The following is a 16,268-nucleotide window of genomic DNA, read 5'->3' on the forward strand; positions in this document are numbered from 1 at the left end:
TGCCGTATGGAGACGTTGTTCAGCCAAACGAAACAAACAGAAATCAGTCGCGTATGGTGGAAAGAGGCGATTGCCTATCAAATCTATCCACGAAGTTTCAAAGATTCAAACGGAGACGGAATTGGGGATCTCCGTGGCATTATCGAAAAACTCGATTACTTAGAAGACCTTGGCATTGATGTGATTTGGATTTGTCCGATGTATAAATCGCCAAATGATGACAATGGATATGATATTAGTGACTATCAAGACATTATGGAAGAGTTCGGGACGATGGAAGATTTCGATGCGCTGTTAGAGGCGGTGCATGCACGAGGCATGAAACTGTTGCTCGACCTCGTCGTCAACCATACGTCGGATGAGCATCCGTGGTTCCTTGAGTCGAAAAGCTCCAAAGATAACCCGAAACGGGATTGGTACATCTGGCGAGACGGAAAAGACGGTGCGCCACCGAGCAACTGGGCAAGTATCTTTGGCGGCTCTGCTTGGGAATACGATGCGCAGACCGACCAGTATTACTTACACGTCTTTTCGAAGAAACAGCCGGATTTGAACTGGGAGAACCGTGAAGTCCGAACGGCCGTCTATGACATGATCAACTGGTGGCTCGATAAAGGCGTCGACGGGTTCCGTGTCGATGCCATCAGTCATATTAAAAAGATGCCAACAGGGACGATGCTTCCATCTCCGGACGGCAAGCCGGTCGTCACGGCGTTCTCGATGTATTCAAACATTGAAGGAATCCATGACTACCTTCAAGAGATGAAGCGGGAGACGTTCTCGAAATACGATATAATGACCGTCGGTGAAACGAACGGGATTGAACCGGAAGCGGCAGATCTTTGGATGGGGCCAGAAAACGGTGCGATGAATATGGCATTTCATTTTGACCATGTCGACATTATGCGACGGTCGCGACTCGCCCCACTCGATGTCGTCGAGTTGAAACGAATCTTCGATAAGTGGCAGCAAGGTTTACGCGACACAGGATGGAACGCGCTATATATTGAAAACCACGATATGGTGCGAGCGGTCTCGCTCGTCGGGGATGAGCAACACTACTGGCGGGAGAGTGCGACTGCGCTCGCAATGATGTATTTCTTTATGCATGGGACACCGTTCATCTATCAAGGACAAGAGATTGGGATGAAGAACGTGCCGCTCCCGTCCATCCATGACTACGATGACGTCGCGACGAAAAATGAGTACTTCGAACGAATTGCGAACGGGATGAGTGAGCTTGATTCGATGCAACAAGTGTGGGGCACGTCCCGTGACAACGTGCGAACACCGATTCAATGGGATGCGTCACCATATGCCGGTTTCTCGACGACAACCCCATGGATGCCGATTCATGAAGAGTACGAGACACTCAACGTTGAGGCGCAGAAACACGATCAACACTCGATTTTATCGTTCTACAAGGAGATGATTCGTCTTCGCCGAGCCGAGGATGCGTTCACGTACGGTCGTTATCGTGATGTCTTGCCGGAACATAAGCAGGCTTTCGTCTACGAACGTACATTTGAAAATAATCGATTCTTCGTGGTCGTCAACTTGACCGCTAATCCGGCAGAAGTGACCATTCCGGAGATTGCGAGTGCGACGCTTGTCATGACGAATGAAATCGATCCGGAGACGATTGATACCGAGACATTTATGTTGCGACCATTCGCAGCACGTTTGTATCGTTTATGATAGAGGGGTACCTTCTTAGGAGGGTACCTCTTTTGAATATGAGGTGAGACGAGGATGCATACGGTTATATTTTCGAATGAGAACGAGTCAGTGCAGGTCGTGATTGCAAATGCCAATCGTGAACGATTAATCTTACAGATTGGGGAAAGCTGTAGTGTGATCGCTGTGACGGCGTATCTCGACTTTGCAGAGACGTTCGCGGAGGCTTTTCATTCTCTACAAGGATTAGCTACGCTTTGCGATATAGACGGAAACGAGGTCATCGACGTCAGCTTCTCACATCGGGGCGTCCGTATCGCGTTCCATAATTCGTTTCCGGAGAAGGTGCTACAGACCGATCAAAGTTACATGACGGAAACGATGCGACAAATCGGGATCTGGAATAGGCTGTGACAAATGAGGGAAAAGAGCATATGATAGAGATTGACTAAATGGAAAGGGGTGTCGGGTATGGATGGAACGAAACGTGCTGACATTCGCCCAGGGCTCCATGTCCAAATCGTTTTGAAACAAGATCAACGAAGCGGGAAGCTGACGAAAGGCGTCGTTCAAGATATCTTGACGAACTCGCCACGTCATCCGCATGGAATCAAAGTGCGTTTGAGCGATGGACAGGTCGGTCGTGTGAAAGTGATCGAAGCTGGAGGTGAGTAAGATGAGCGAGAAAAAACTATCTTTTCAAGAAGCGATGAAACAAAAGCTTGCAGAAAAGAAACAGAACCAGACGAAGGTTCCGACAGGTTTACATGGTACAAAACAAAAACCGTTAACGAGTCAATTGACGAAAAAACCTAATAACCAGAAGAAACGTACTGGTATTTAAAAAGCAGTCGCTTGAAAGAAGCGACTGCTTTTTTTGATGGATTAGTCGTGTAACGTATTTTCAAAATAACCGTTGTTGAATTGATCGAGAAGTTGTTGGTAATACTTCATTTGGTCTACGTTATTGTTAGCTAAAGCTGTTTCTGCGCCGGAAAGTAGCTCGCCAACTGTCAAACCAGTCGATATGCCACTGTCTTTATAGACGAGCTCTAGATCAAGGAACGCAGGGTCATTCAATAACACATTGATTTTCGCTGCTGTCAACTGCATAATCAATCGTTTTTCTTCCGTCATTGATTTTGGAGAACCCGTCATTAATGCAGACAACGCTTGTTGTCCTTCAAGTGTGCCGACATCATAGGCTACTCCTTGAATATAAACGATTGAACCATACTCAAACGAGACTTTTTCATAGTTGAAGATGTTCTTCCAGAATCCGATTGTATAGACCCCATAATCGATCTCTGGTGGCGGAGGTGTGCATTCTTCAACAGTCAATGTCACATAGCGGACCCAAGGAGTTCCAGTGCCTGGATCACCAGGATAAGCCGTCTCCGTTTCTCCATTGACGATTGTGTCTAGGTGAAGGAAAACGTTAAATTGGAAGCCGTTTGACTTCAATACACTTTCGTCTACGCCAAGATAACTTGCTAACGAAGCATAAGGGATTAGTAGATGTGTTGGATCAACGAGCGATGCTGTTTTAAATTCGTATGCGCCTGGACTTCCACGTTCGAGTGATTCGCTTGTTAACCGAAAATCAATTTTGATGTTTTCAGGCACGTCAGCTAATGTCACACCATCATTTAAATCGATGACAATTTTTAGACCGTCTGCGACAAACTCAAAATCGACGACTCCGATTGGGATGTTCTGTCCTGCATAGATGGTTGAATCAGAGGTGGTGGAGATACACCACTGCGTCCCGTCATTTGCTTCGACAACATTACCTTTCATGGGTAACAAGGACAACACGAATGCCAACACAACGAACCAAGACAACCATTTCCGATGCCTTTTCATGATGGATTCCTTCTTTCTTCTAGATGACTTTACGTGGTGAACAGAAGGTGACAACTATAGTAAGTTAATACCCGATAAACAGAGAAAACATAGATGAAGCTCCAAAAAAACAGCTTGAAATAGAGGGATAATGGACTGACTTACCCTTAAAATTCATGAAATTGAGTTTTCAAATATGTCAAAATAATCATGATTTAATATTTCTAAACATCTTTATGTAAGCGCTTTAAATGACTAAAAATAAGGAATCTCGTCGAATTGATGTGAAAAAAGAGTGAAATCACCCATAAAAAAATTGTTGCTAATTGTCAGAATCTTTGTATAATTCAGAACTAAGACATCATAAAAAATTCTCAACTTCAGATTCACACAACAGGGAGGAACTTATTCATGGAAGCGATTCAAGGTATGTTACAAGGAAGCGTCGACTTTTTGAACAACATCTTATGGTCGTACGTATTGATCGCCGTGCTCGTCGGAGCCGGGATCTACTTCACAGTCAAAACACGATTTATGCAGTTCCGTTACTTAAAAGAAATGTTCCGGACGATTACAGATAAATCGGACGTAACACCATCAAAAGATGGAAAGAGTATCACACCAATGAAATCATTCTTCATCGGTGCAGCTACTCGTATCGGTACGGGTAACCTTGCAGGGGTTACGGTAGCGGTCACACTCGGTGGACCAGGAGCGGTCTTCTGGATGTGGATTGTCGCCCTTCTCGGTGGAGCGACAGCGATGATTGAAAGTACATTGGCTCAAGTATACAAAGTGAAAGACGATGTCGCGTACCGCGGTGGTCCGGCTTACTACATTGAAAAAGGTTTGAACAACCGTGCGCTCGGAATCGTATTCGCGGTTCTCATCGCCGTCACATTCGGTTTGATCTTCAACTCAGTTCAATCGAACACGATCGCTGCAGCATTCGATAACGCGTTCGGTGTCGATGCAGTCATCGGTGGAGCAGTCTTAGTCGTCCTTACAGGTCTCGTCATCTTTGGTGGTGTACAACGTGTCGCGAACTTCTCGGCAATCGTCGTACCTGTCATGGCTGTTCTCTACCTTGCAATCGCACTTTACGTTGTGGTTGTAAACTTCGCTGAACTTCCAGCTGTCTTCGCGATGATCTTCCAAAGCGCATTCGGCTTAGACGAAGCGGTCGGTGGTTCAATCGGTGCTGCGATCTCAATGGGTGTTCGTCGTGGACTCTTCTCGAACGAAGCTGGTATGGGTTCTGCACCAAACGCAGCAGCAGCTGCTGAAGTATCGCACCCAGCGAAACAAGGTTTCCTTCAAGCACTCGGTGTATTCTTGGATACATTGATCGTTTGTACGGCAACTGCAGCAATCATCCTTCTCTCAGATAGCTACGCTTCAGGGAACGGTGAAGGGATTGTCCTTCTTCAAAACGCTTTGACTGAACAAATCGGAGCGCTTGCTCCAGCATTCATCGCTGTCAGCGTCTTCTTGTTCGCGTTCAGCTCGATCGCAGGAAGCTACTACTACGGTGAAACGAACATCGAATTCATCAAGAAGAGCAAAGGTGCAGTCCTCGGATTCCGTCTTGCAACAATGGCATTCGTTTTCATCGGAGCGGTCGCTAGCCTCGGATTCGTTTGGAGCCTTGCTGACCTCTTCATGGCAGGGATGACATTGATCAACATCGCGGCAATCACATTGCTCGGTGGTGTTGCCTTCAAAGTCCTCAAAGACTACGAAGAGCAACGTGCTCAAGGTCTCAACCCACGCTTCTCTGCTCGTAAGCTCGGTATCGAGAACACAGAGTGCTGGGACGTGGAAGAAGACGAAGTGGCACAAGGTTCTGTTCAAGCAGCCGCTGCTGACTCTTCAAAATCATAATTCGTGAAATGAAACAAACAGGGACCCTGCGAATCGGGGTCCCTGTCTTTTTATGCACGTTGGCGAATCGGTTTGACGGCTTGCTCCGTCTCCGATTTGTTCAAATATAAGTAACTTCCCGCAACGAACAACGCACCACCGACAATATTACCGAGTGTGGCGAAGAACAAATTGTAAAGGGCACCGCTGAAGGTGATGAGATCTGAAGGAACATAGTGGAGCGCAAGCGCGAAGACGCCCATGTTCGCAATCGAGTGCTCGAACCCGGCGGCAAAAAATACGACGACTGGAATCATCGTCAGCATAATCTTCGCGACGTCATTGTTCGTTTTGAGCGGCATGAAGATGGCCAAACAGACGAGCACGTTACATAAGATCCCTTTCAGAAAAATCGCGAGGGCATCTCCACCGATTTTTTTCGTTGCGACGACGGCGAGTAAGTGCTCACTTGTCACTTCCCCCATACTATGGGCACCGATGACGAGCAAGGCCAGGATGATGGCACCAATCAAGTTACCGACCCAACTGAGTCCCCATATTTTTGCTAAGTCTAGCCAAGCGACACGACCTCGTTTTGCACCGGTATAGAGATACATGGTGTTACTCGTAAAGAGTTCTCCACCCATCCACACGATGAAGACGAGTGCGACCGAGAAGCTCGCGCCGGCGATGAGCATCGTGCCGGGCACATCGATGAACATGTTTCCGACCGTGAACGAGAAGACGACCCCGATTCCAATCAAAAACCCTGCGATGATGGAGCGTAGCATGTATTGCGAAAATGATTGCTGAAGCAAGGATGATTTTTTAAATGCGGCTTCTTCCATATAGTCGACGACTTGCTTTTCCATAAAAAGACCTCCTTTAGACCCTTTCAGTCTAGGAGGTTGACATAAAGTTTGCAATTGTTTTCACAAACTTTCAAGAAGTTATCAAGAAACCGTTCACATCGTTGCCACGAGTTCAACTTTGATACGGTCCGGGTCTTCAAAAAACAGTGCTGTATAGTTCGGACCACCTGCGTGAGGGAAACGGTCCGCATACAATTCGCGAAACCCGTGTGATGTGAGCTGTTGTCGAATTTCTTCTAATTGCTCGAGTGATGAGGCATGAAACGCCAAATGATTCAGACCAGTCTTTTTTCGATGATAGGGCGGAGAAAGGTGATCTTCCTCTGTCTGGACGAAAACGAGATATGTATCTCCGTAACGATAGCTCCGACCTTCTGGCCACGATTGGTAAAGTGTGTACGCCAGTTGGTCACAGAGGAGCCATTCCCAGGCACGCACACTGTCATCAAGGTTGGATACGTACAGTTCAACATGGTGAAGCATGAGAATCATCCTTTCGATGGACGTTTGAAATCGGTCCGTTCGGTATAATTGAACTATACAACGAATGGGGGAGGAAGCATATGGATCGGACAGGGCTCGTCTCGAATATTTTGATTGCCGGGAAGACCGGTGTCGGAAAGAGTGCGTTCATCAATTATATATACGGTCATGACGTCGCCGAATCGCGTGCCGGAAGTCCGGTCACCGCAGAAGGCCTTCATGAATACGAGTATTACGATTTAGAGCGAGGAATCTTATTTCGTTTCTTTGATACGTGGGGGCTTGAAGCAGACCGTTCCGAAGAATGGCATCAAGCTATCCTATCCATTGTTCATCAGCGCGAAGGTGCCCTCGATATCGCAGAGTGGTTTCACACCATCTATTATTTGTTGTCCGTGCAATCAGGACGTGTCGAGGCATACGAGCTCGAGGCGATTTTAAAGCCGTTATATGAACGGGGGAGCAACGTCACCCTCATCCTGACCAACTTCAATGAGGAAGACCCGATGAGTGTACAGAAGGCGGAAGCGATGGAGCGAGTGCTGTTACGCGAACTTCCGATTGAAGAAGGAGACATCATCCGTGTCAACAGTGTCGAAAAGAAGTTACTGACGGGGAAACGTGTCCCGGTGAGAGGGTACGAAGAGGTGTGGAAACGGAATCGAACGAACTTGTGGAAAGACATTGAACGAAAACTTCCCATCAATCTGACGAATCATCTCATAGAAGAATTGGAAGATTGGCGCATTCGAAGTATCACGTCAGCGGAAAAAATCCGCATGCTGACCCCGCAAGCGATGATCAGTTGGAAAGCCCGGAATATTGAAAAAGATTTAGAGAAAACGCTCGAACAGGCGGCCGTGACGACCGAAGACGCGATGGCAGAAGGGGTGCGTCACTATATCCAACTCATGCAGCGGTACCCTCTGGTCGGTGAGCAAGCCGATCATCTGTTTAGAACGAGACGAGTCGAGCTCGGATTTGACTATTCGTTCGGGAAAACGGTCCGAAAGATGGTTCTCGGAATGATTCCTGGGGTGCACTTCATCTACTGGGCATTCAAGCGCCGAACGGCAGAACGAGGCATCAAAAAGGCCATCGATCAACAATATGCATCTGTGAAACAAACGATTGAAGAAGAGATTCGACGTGGCTTTGAGCGTGAGATGCGTCAACTTGGTCAAACGCTCAACTCATAAAGGGGGAAACGAGAATGGAATCGACAAAACGGTTCGATTTTAAAGAATATGATTTAAAAGCGGAGCTCGATCGCCTTCGTGGCAATGTGAAGAAACCAAACATCCTCATCGCAGGAGCGACCGGGGCTGGGAAAAGTTCGGTCGTGAACCATGTGTTCGGTCGTGATTTGACGAAGGTGGCGGCGGGAGAGCCGGTCACTCGAGGAATTCACCAATATAAGAGTGAGGATATTGCGGTCACGTTGTTTGATAGTGAAGGATATGAAATCGGCAGCGCACGGCAGCAACATTATGAGGAAGAAGTCATCGGTTTTGTGGAGAACGCAAAACGACAAGAGGCAACGAATCGAATCCATCTTGTATGGTACACGATCAACGCTGCGACAAAACGTGTCACGCCGCTCGACAAGACGCTCATTCGTCGTCTACGTGAATCGACCGCTGTGGCTGTCTTATTTACACAAATCGACCAAGTCGATTTGGATGAACTGACGGCGCTACGAAGTGAACTAGATGAGGTCGTATCAGAGGAATCCGTCTTCCAAGTCAGCATTTCCCCAGAAATATTGAATGATGAGACGTTACGACAGTATGTCGATTGGGAACGGTTGATTGTGTGGTCGGTCGAACAGTTAGACACTTCATTACAGGAAGGACTCTTGATGGAGATTCAGGCAGAGAGTGAAGCGATGCTCAAGTTGAAACGGAAGAAAGCGAATCGAATCATCTCAGGCTATGTGGCGAGTGCGGGGACTGCTGCGGCAGTGCCACTTCCATTCGCAGATGCCGTGGCATTGACACCGATTCAAGTGACGATGAGCGTCCACCTGTTCCGTTATTGGGGTGTGAAGGCGAGTGACGATTTACTGAAGACACTCATTGGAAGCACGATCATCCCACAAATCGGTCGTACGCTATCGAAGACGCTACTATTGAACGTAATGAAATTCTTCCCTGGAGCGAACGCCGCAGCTGGTGTCATTAATGCAACTGTCGCCTCGGGGATCACGTGGGCGATAGGACTCGCCATCAACGAAATTGCTTATCGAAATGCGATGGACTCCTCAAAAACAATCGAGCAGTTGTTGAATCAAGAGTTCGGCTCCTTGTTTGAAAAGTTCCTGAAACAAACTCCGAAGTCGGATCAACCATCTTAACGGCTCCCTTTTGTTAGACTACAAGTAAGTGTAGAGAGGGGGAGAAAGATGAAAAAACGAATCTATATTACGCGGCGTTTGCCGGAAGAAGCAGTCGCGCCACTTCGTGACCATTATGATGTACGTATGTGGGAACATGAGGGGGAAAGTGTCCCACGTGAGGTTCTTTTAGAAGAGGTGGCAAGTGCACATGCACTGTGGACGATGCTCAGTGACACGATTGACCGCGAGGTATTTGAACGTGCAACGAATTTAGAGGTCGTTTCCAACTTGGCTGTCGGCTATAACAACATCGACTTGAACGCAGCGAAAGCGAAGGGAGTCATCGTGACGAATACTCCGGACGTCTTGACCGAAACGACAGCGGACTTGACGTTTGGACTCATGATGATGACGGCACGGCGTCTCGGTGAGGCAGAGCGTGATTTACGTGCTGGCGAGTGGAAGTCTTGGCTGCCGATGGGGTATGTCGGGATGGACCTTTATCAAGCGAAGCTCGGCATTATCGGCATGGGACGGATTGGTGAGGCGGTCGCACGACGGGCACGAGGGTTTGATATGGAGGTGCTGTATCACAACCGGACGCGTCGTCATGAGTCGGAGTCGATGTACGGCTTCACGTATGCGGAAATCGATGAACTGTTGACGCAATCTGATTTCGTCGTCGTTCTCGCTCCGCTCACGGATGAGACTCGAGGCATGCTCGGAGCTGAGGAGTTTGCCAAGATGAAAGAAACGTCGATTTTCATCAATGTGGCTCGTGGAGAGATCATCGATGAACAGGCGTTGTATGAGGCACTCAAGGCGAAGAAAATTTGGGGAGCGGGACTCGACGTGTTCACGAAAGAACCGGTCAATCTCGATCATCCGCTATTGACGCTTCCGAACGTGACGACACTGCCGCATATCGGGAGTGCCTCGATTCGAACGCGTCTCGCGATGATGGCGTTGAACCGAGACGCTATCGTGAACGTGCTGGAAGGAAAAGAACCGAAGAATCGATTGACGTAAATAGAGCCTGACGCGGACGCGTCAGGCTCTTCTTATAATTAAAAACGTCGAATGTTGTCTGGGTCTTCGACGTCATTTCGGTAAGCACGATCATCGAGACCACGTAGTTTTTCTTCTCGGTCAGGTTTCTTCGTTTCTTCGTCTAATTTATCTTGTTCTGGGTCCACCGGGTGACTTGGATCGACCGTCTGGGCTTCATGATAAGGTTTCGAATCGATTTCTAATCCGTCGTCTGTATGACTACCGAGATGAGTGGATGATGCGTCTTGATACGGTTTCGCGTCAACCGTCACCCCGTCCTGATGACGACGTTCAAAATCTTCATCGACGTAAACGAGAATTTTACCGGCCTCGACATCGTCATAGTGACGTTTCACTTCATCTTCGCTAAGTCCCATATTTCGTAAACCGGCATGAACATCTTCATGTCCGCTTAAGAAGGATCGGACCTTATCGAACCAACTTGTATGATGTGCAGCTTCCGTATGAACGTCTGTGTCCCGTCTCAAAATCGATACGTTGTCTTCATGCTTCGTGACGACGTAAATGTGTGAGTCCTCGTACCCTTTTGCGCGTAACTCTTCAATTTTTCCAAACGCCGCATCTTGTGTGTCGTGCATACTGATGAATCGTTTCTCGTTCATAGTAACTCCTCCTTATAGTCGTCGATGGTCTTCTAAACCTGAATGTCCGCGAACAATCGGGTCATCCTTTGTACCTTTTGGTTCCTCGTCATGGTCGTTGAATGGTTTCGCGTCAAACGCGATTCCATCTGCCTCTTCCCCTTTGTCATGATCGAGTTCGCTATCTTTTTTATACATATTCGGATAGCGGTCGTACGAATGGCGATCGACATAGAGTAAAATCTGACCTTCATCGATGGCGTCATAGTATTGCTCCGCCTCTGCATCGCTAAGGCCCATGTTGCGCAGCTCGTCACGGATACGGTCACTTCCATGTAGGAATGCTTTGACGCGATCGAGCAAATTCACATCTCGAACCCCAGCCTCGGCATTTACATCCGTATGGTCACGTAAAGCAGAGATTTCCCCATCTCGTTTGGCGACGACATGCATATTTTTCTCGGCTTCCCCTGCAGCCCTTAATTCATCTACTTTATGCATGACTTCTTGTTCCGTCTGAAACAGGCCAATCATTTTACGTTCTGACATCGAATACCCCCTTAGATTTTGTCACTCTTCAATTAGCGTCACAATAGGAGTAATTTCCGTTCTGTCCAAAATCGAAACAAAAAACGCCATCTCCTTAAAGGAGTGGCGTGGTTAGTAGTAAAGCATGAGCGTGTCGTCACCGAGTGAACAACGTGTGCTCTTCCAGACGAATTCAATCAACGTCCAGATGGCCATAAAGCCGCTGATTGCCAAGAGAATGAGGGCATACAGTGGAGTCAATTGAATGACAAACGACCAACCGAGCATCATTAAAAGCGGTTGAATCAAAAAGATGGATGTAACGTAGACGACTACAATGAGTAGAGCAAATGCGATTCGTCTTCCGAGCGTTTGGATGTGGTGCCGAAAGCGGGTCAATACACCAAAGATGGCACCAGTCACGAGGACGGGTAACAGGAAGGCTAAATAATCTACCGGATAAGTCGACATTGGGGCAGTGAATAACCGTCCGCTAAATACATCGTCGATGACGAGCAGTAAGTTGGCGTAGGAAAATGCCAAAATCATACCGAGCAACCAGCCAAATCGGTTCCAAATCGCACGTGACGATTTGAGTGCTTCGATTTTTGTATAGGCGAGGAATGCAAGGTCTCGTACTTCAATCTCTTTTAATGAGAGTTTCGCTTCATCCAGTTGATTGACGGCCCAATCGAAATCTCGATTCGCCTGAGCTTTTTCATGAGGTTTTAATTCATCCGAGGCCTCGATCAAAACGTGGTAACGACGTCGATATTCTTCATTTGTTTCTGGTTGTTCAATGAGGAAACGAGCATACTCGTGCGGATCTTGGTTTAAGAGGCCGTCTAACGACTGTCCACTTTTCTCCGCATGGCGGATGTAGCCGGCGAGTGCCAGCAAGAGGCGGTCCGCTTCCGCCTCATTTCCAACTAGTTCAATCAGGCGCTTTCGCACTTCGTTAAAAAACTGTTGGACGTTCGGGTCGTGAATCATATTCGGTTCCAGGGAGATTCCTCTCCTTTCTTGGTTTGTCATGGTCACGCAGGTGGTTCGTCATTATGAGAAAGTTTGAGCGACTCAAAATCACCTTGTTCGATGCTTCGAATCAAAATCTCACTTCCGCCCATGTTTGTTGAAAGGGGGATGGAATAAACGTCACACAGACGCATCAATGCGCTCACATCTGGTTCGTGAGGTTGGGCAGTCAATGGATCTCGGAAGAAGATGATCATATCCATCTCTCCGCGTGCGACGGCAGCTCCAATTTCTTGGTCCCCTCCAAGCGGTCCTGAGCGGAAACAATGCACCGGTAACCCAGTCGCTTCCGCAATCCGTTTACCTGTCGTACCCGTTGCGAATAATTGATGTTTTTCTAGAATATGTGCATACGTTTTAATGAGGACAATCAAATCGTCTTTCTTTTTGTCGTGAGCCACTAAAGCGATGTTCATTCGAATTCCTCCTAAAATGACTTCTCATGTTATTCGTATCATATCTCGAGTGATTTGACACGAGTTCTCTCTTAACTAACGTACCCAATTCCGATAAATCGTAATAGTCATGTAAACGAGTTGTTATGTGCATGATGTTTGATGATTTTGAAATATAGGTATTTAAAGAAGGAGCACTGTTAAGGAAAAGCAATCATTTCATAAAAAAAGGAGGAAGATTCGATGAACAATACGACGTATAACTTCAATTCGTTCATGTCATGGCTACCAGAGCTTTTGCTGGCAATTGTTATTCTCGTAGTCGGTTATATCTTGGCGAAAGTATTGGAAAACGTGACACGAAAAGCATTGAAGAAGGCACGACTCGATGAGCGGGCCGGTATTAAAAAAGAGGGGGAAAAAGGAGATAAGTGGACGCCTGAACGCATTATTGCAAAAGTGGTGTTCTTTGGAGTCTTACTTCTCGCATTCCTGATCATCTTTGAATTTATGAACGTTCCTGCAATCACAGAGCCGTTCAGTCAGATTTATGAAGGATTCTCTGGATTGATTATTGGTGTCATTAAAGCCGGTTTGATTTTACTCGTTGCTTGGGTCATCGCCACTCTTTTGAAAAAAGGGATTCAAATGGCGGGACATCGCTTGAATTTGAGCAAGTTGATGGAAAAGACAGGACAAGAATCGACAAGTGTCAACCAAACGAAATGGGTCGATACGGTCGCGAATATCGTCTTCTATCTCGTCCTCTTACTTGCATTACCGGCTGTACTTGACGCCCTTGGACTTCGTGGGGTCAGCGGACCATTCGAGGACTTGTTAAACAGTTTCCTTGGATTCATTCCGAAGCTTGTCGCAGCAGCCCTCATCTTCGCAATCGGTTACGTCGTCGCGAAGATCGTCCGCGATATTTTGACGAAGTTCCTCGAGGCAGCAGGTTTAGATCGATTGGCAGAACGTTTCCATCTTTCTGACTATGTAAAAGGATCGAGTCTTGCGAAAGCGATCGGTACAATCGTGTTCATCTTCATCATGATTCCGGTCACAATCTCAGCACTTGAAGCGCTTGATATTCGAGGTATCTCGGAACCAGCGATTGCGATGCTGAACGATGTCCTTGTCATGATTCCGGACATCCTTGTTGCAATCGTTCTCGTCCTCGTCGGTGTGTTTGTCGCAAGATGGTTGAAAGGTGTTGTCGTATCGCTCCTTGAAAACCTTGGCGTCAATTCACTGGCTCAAAAAATGGGCTTCGGGGAACGCGCATCTTCGATGTCAATCGCCCAAGTGGTCGGTGTCATTGTCCAAGTAATCGTGATTTTACTCTTCGTATCTGAGGCACTTCAGGTCGCGAATCTCGAGTTCATGGCATCTCTCGCAACGGCAATCTTCGCTTACTTGCCAATGGTGATTGCAGCACTCATCATCTTGGCGGTCGGCTTCTGGTTGGCTAATATGGTAGAGCGTTTGGTCGGAAGTGTCCTTGTCGATGGAGCAGGACAACCGAGCGCACTTCGTTACGTAGCGAAATACGCGATTCTCGGTCTCGTCTTCTTCATGGCAATCAGTCAACTTGGCATCGCGCCAATGATTGTCAATACGGCATTCCTTCTCATTCTCGGAGCCGTGGCTCTCGCCTTCGGACTTGCCTTCGGTCTTGGTGGTCGCGAGACGGCGGCACGCTATTTGAAAAAAGCGGAGCAACGTATTGATGAAACAGAAGTGTCAAAAGAAGGGCTCGAGCAAGAAAAAGAACAGATGAGTCGTGAAGCGGAAGCTGTGAAGCATCAAGCAAAACAAGGTGTTGAGCAGTCGAAGCACGAAGCGGAACAATCCAAGCAAGAGATGAAGCGAGACGTTCATGATTCAACGGGAGATCACGTTGACGGACCGGAACCAAATCCGTTCCACGAAAATATCACCCCGGATCAAGACAATCGTTCACTTGATGACAATGATGGTCCGTTGCGTCCTTAATTGAATCTTTCACGGATCTCCCATGCGGAGATCCGTTTTTTGTGTTCAACTTATAAAGGAATCTGGTCGATAGGTAAAGAAAAGAGAGACAGAGGTGAGGGGAATGTTTGAACGATTTCAACGAACACTCGTAATCAACTATATCATCGGATCAGGATTAGCCGTTTTTGGAGTGGGTGGAGTCTTTATTTTTCAGACGCTTGATTTGTCCGTTCGTGAGGTGTTGTTGCTATTGACCATCATGCTAGGCTCAGGGATTATCATGATCACATCCGAACTTTTCTTATACCGCCGTCACATTCGACCGATTCGACAGTTTTTTGCGACCGACACACCGACAATTGATGAATTGACGTCGGCGTTCGAGCAAGCGAGTCGATTCCCGATTTTAACGGTACAGCGGATTCTAGGTCCGCATTTATTTGGATTATCCATCCCGTCAATTGCTTTGACGACCCTTTGTATTTATTATGATTGGATTGATTTACCGTATCGTTTGATTGGGCTAGCCGCCATCGGTGCTGTCATGATTGCCGTGTTACATGCATTGATTGAATATTTTTTAACGGTACGGTCAGTGGAACCGCTTCTTGTGCATATGAAGGATAAGCACTATGAGCTCTTTCATCAACCTATCCATGCAACATATCAATCGTTTAGTGTCCGAACGAAATTATTGATCAGCATGCTCATTACAGGTGTCTTTCCGATTATGCTGTTTATGTTGGCTTCGAGCGTTCAACTTTCGACCTCGACACGCACCGATACGTATTGGAACTGGGCGTTCGTGATTCTCGTCATCATTGTCGGGATTGCGGTGTTATGTAGTTTCTTACTTTATGACAACATCAAACGGCCGATTGGACTTTTGACATCGGGAATCGAACAGATGGAGTCGGGACGACTCCAAAAAATCGAAAATCCCTATTTAGACGAGTTCGCCCAATTGATCGGTGGCTTCAACCAAATGGTTGAGACGGTGAACGCTCGAGAACAAGAGAATGCGCAACTGCTAGATAGCCTCTTCATTTTGTTTGCCGCAACACTCGATGCACGTGACCCATATACAGCAGGTCATTCGGAACGTGTAGCGATGTACTCGGTGGAACTTGCCCGTGCCCTTGATTTGCCAAAAGAACAAATCGATTTACTCAATAAGTCAGCACTGCTTCATGACATCGGGAAAATCGGAATTCGCGACGATGTCCTGTTAAAAGAGGGGAAGTTGACAGACGAAGAGTTTTCAAAGATTCAGGAACATCCGACAATCGGCATTCATATTTTGAGTCAAATCCATTTGCCGGCATCACTTCAACCCATTTTAGCCGGAGTTCGATCCCATCATGAACGAATCGATGGAAAGGGTTATCCGGATCGCCTAAGTGAAGTCGATATTCCTCTATTCGGGAGAATCATGGCCATTGCCGATGCTTATGATGCCATGACATCAGACCGACCTTATCGATCGGGAATGCCGGTTGAGAAGGCACTTTCTATTTTAGAGAGCGGTCGTGGCACACAATGGGACGCCGAATTCGTAGACGTCTTTGTACGACTTCGTCGACAAGCCATCTCTGCATGAAAA

At 47.2% G+C, this 16,268-nt stretch carries 17 protein-coding genes; 10 read left to right on the forward strand and 7 right to left on the reverse strand.

The window, feature by feature from the left end; all coding sequences use genetic code 11:
- The first annotated feature begins 42 nt into the window (after positions 1-42).
- The 4 genes from KNO75_RS10975 to KNO75_RS10990 are packed head-to-tail and all read left to right on the forward strand — an operon-like array spanning position 43 to position 2,521.
- Entirely contained in the window at positions 43-1,698 is a 1,656-nt protein-coding gene (locus tag KNO75_RS10975; protein ID WP_214822026.1) for a glycoside hydrolase family 13 protein, read from the forward strand.
- A 54-nt stretch (positions 1,699-1,752) separates the two neighbouring features.
- On the forward strand, positions 1,753-2,091 hold the full coding sequence (locus tag KNO75_RS10980) for a hypothetical protein (RefSeq protein ID WP_214821972.1): 339 nt from the start codon (positions 1,753-1,755) through the stop codon (positions 2,089-2,091).
- Between the two features lie 57 nt (positions 2,092-2,148).
- Entirely contained in the window at positions 2,149-2,352 is a 204-nt protein-coding gene (locus KNO75_RS10985) for a YwbE family protein (protein WP_015880320.1), read from the forward strand.
- Position 2,353: 1 nt separating this feature from the next.
- Positions 2,354-2,521, forward strand: coding sequence for a hypothetical protein (locus KNO75_RS10990; protein WP_015880321.1), 168 nt, complete (start codon positions 2,354-2,356; stop codon positions 2,519-2,521).
- Positions 2,522-2,562: 41 nt separating this feature from the next.
- Here the strand turns inward: KNO75_RS10990 and KNO75_RS10995 are convergent, their stop codons facing one another.
- Positions 2,563-3,543: a hypothetical protein gene (locus tag KNO75_RS10995; RefSeq protein WP_214821969.1), complete on the reverse strand. Its 981-nt coding sequence runs from the start codon at positions 3,541-3,543 to the stop codon at positions 2,563-2,565.
- A 390-nt stretch (positions 3,544-3,933) separates the two neighbouring features.
- Here KNO75_RS10995 and KNO75_RS11000 point away from each other — a divergent pair, with 390 nt between their 5' ends.
- Positions 3,934-5,406: an alanine/glycine:cation symporter family protein gene (locus KNO75_RS11000; protein ID WP_214790101.1), complete on the forward strand. Its 1,473-nt coding sequence runs from the start codon at positions 3,934-3,936 to the stop codon at positions 5,404-5,406.
- A 50-nt stretch (positions 5,407-5,456) separates the two neighbouring features.
- On the opposite strand, the gene KNO75_RS11005 is transcribed toward KNO75_RS11000, so the two are convergent.
- Together KNO75_RS11005 and KNO75_RS11010 are read right to left on the reverse strand one after the other, a co-directional pair.
- A complete protein-coding gene (locus KNO75_RS11005; protein ID WP_214790103.1) occupies positions 5,457-6,257 on the reverse strand; it encodes a formate/nitrite transporter family protein in 801 nt (266 codons plus the stop codon).
- Between the two features lie 93 nt (positions 6,258-6,350).
- Positions 6,351-6,740: a VOC family protein gene (locus tag KNO75_RS11010; protein WP_214790105.1), complete on the reverse strand. Its 390-nt coding sequence runs from the start codon at positions 6,738-6,740 to the stop codon at positions 6,351-6,353.
- Between the two features lie 80 nt (positions 6,741-6,820).
- On the opposite strand from KNO75_RS11010, the gene KNO75_RS11015 reads away from it, so the two are divergent.
- The 3 genes from KNO75_RS11015 to KNO75_RS11025 are packed head-to-tail and all read left to right on the forward strand — an operon-like array spanning position 6,821 to position 10,107.
- The gene (locus tag KNO75_RS11015; RefSeq protein WP_214821957.1) at positions 6,821-7,939 is read left to right on the forward strand and encodes a GTPase; all 1,119 of its coding nucleotides are present in this window, start codon (positions 6,821-6,823) and stop codon (positions 7,937-7,939) included.
- Positions 7,940-7,953: 14 nt separating this feature from the next.
- Positions 7,954-9,096, forward strand: coding sequence for a YcjF family protein (locus KNO75_RS11020; RefSeq protein WP_214821955.1), 1,143 nt, complete (start codon positions 7,954-7,956; stop codon positions 9,094-9,096).
- Positions 9,097-9,144: 48 nt separating this feature from the next.
- A complete protein-coding gene (locus KNO75_RS11025) occupies positions 9,145-10,107 on the forward strand; it encodes a 2-hydroxyacid dehydrogenase (RefSeq protein WP_214795932.1) in 963 nt (320 codons plus the stop codon).
- Between the two features lie 38 nt (positions 10,108-10,145).
- Here KNO75_RS11025 and KNO75_RS11030 read toward each other — a convergent pair whose 3' ends face one another.
- From KNO75_RS11030 to KNO75_RS11045, 4 genes are all read right to left on the reverse strand, one after another.
- The gene (locus KNO75_RS11030; protein ID WP_214821954.1) at positions 10,146-10,751 is read right to left on the reverse strand and encodes a YflT domain-containing protein; all 606 of its coding nucleotides are present in this window, start codon (positions 10,749-10,751) and stop codon (positions 10,146-10,148) included.
- A 12-nt stretch (positions 10,752-10,763) separates the two neighbouring features.
- On the reverse strand, positions 10,764-11,279 hold the full coding sequence (locus KNO75_RS11035) for a YflT domain-containing protein (protein WP_214790115.1): 516 nt from the start codon (positions 11,277-11,279) through the stop codon (positions 10,764-10,766).
- Between the two features lie 111 nt (positions 11,280-11,390).
- Positions 11,391-12,293 carry a hypothetical protein gene (locus KNO75_RS11040; protein WP_251126185.1) on the reverse strand — a complete coding sequence of 301 codons (903 nt, stop codon included), beginning with the start codon at positions 12,291-12,293 and terminating at the stop codon, positions 11,391-11,393.
- Positions 12,294-12,295: 2 nt separating this feature from the next.
- Positions 12,296-12,709, reverse strand: a complete 414-nt coding sequence (locus KNO75_RS11045) for a methylglyoxal synthase (RefSeq protein WP_026824646.1) — start codon at positions 12,707-12,709, stop codon at positions 12,296-12,298.
- Between the two features lie 222 nt (positions 12,710-12,931).
- Between KNO75_RS11045 and KNO75_RS11050 the strand changes: the two genes are divergently transcribed.
- Positions 12,932-14,683, forward strand: coding sequence for a mechanosensitive ion channel (locus tag KNO75_RS11050; protein WP_214821945.1), 1,752 nt, complete (start codon positions 12,932-12,934; stop codon positions 14,681-14,683).
- 103 nt (positions 14,684-14,786) lie between these two features.
- Positions 14,787-16,265, forward strand: coding sequence for an HD domain-containing phosphohydrolase (locus KNO75_RS11055; protein WP_214790118.1), 1,479 nt, complete (start codon positions 14,787-14,789; stop codon positions 16,263-16,265).
- Positions 16,266-16,268: the final 3 nt, after the last annotated feature.

The organism is Exiguobacterium sp. s35, from assembly GCF_018617535.1.
GTDB lineage: Bacteria > Bacillota > Bacilli > Exiguobacteriales > Exiguobacteriaceae > Exiguobacterium > Exiguobacterium aestuarii.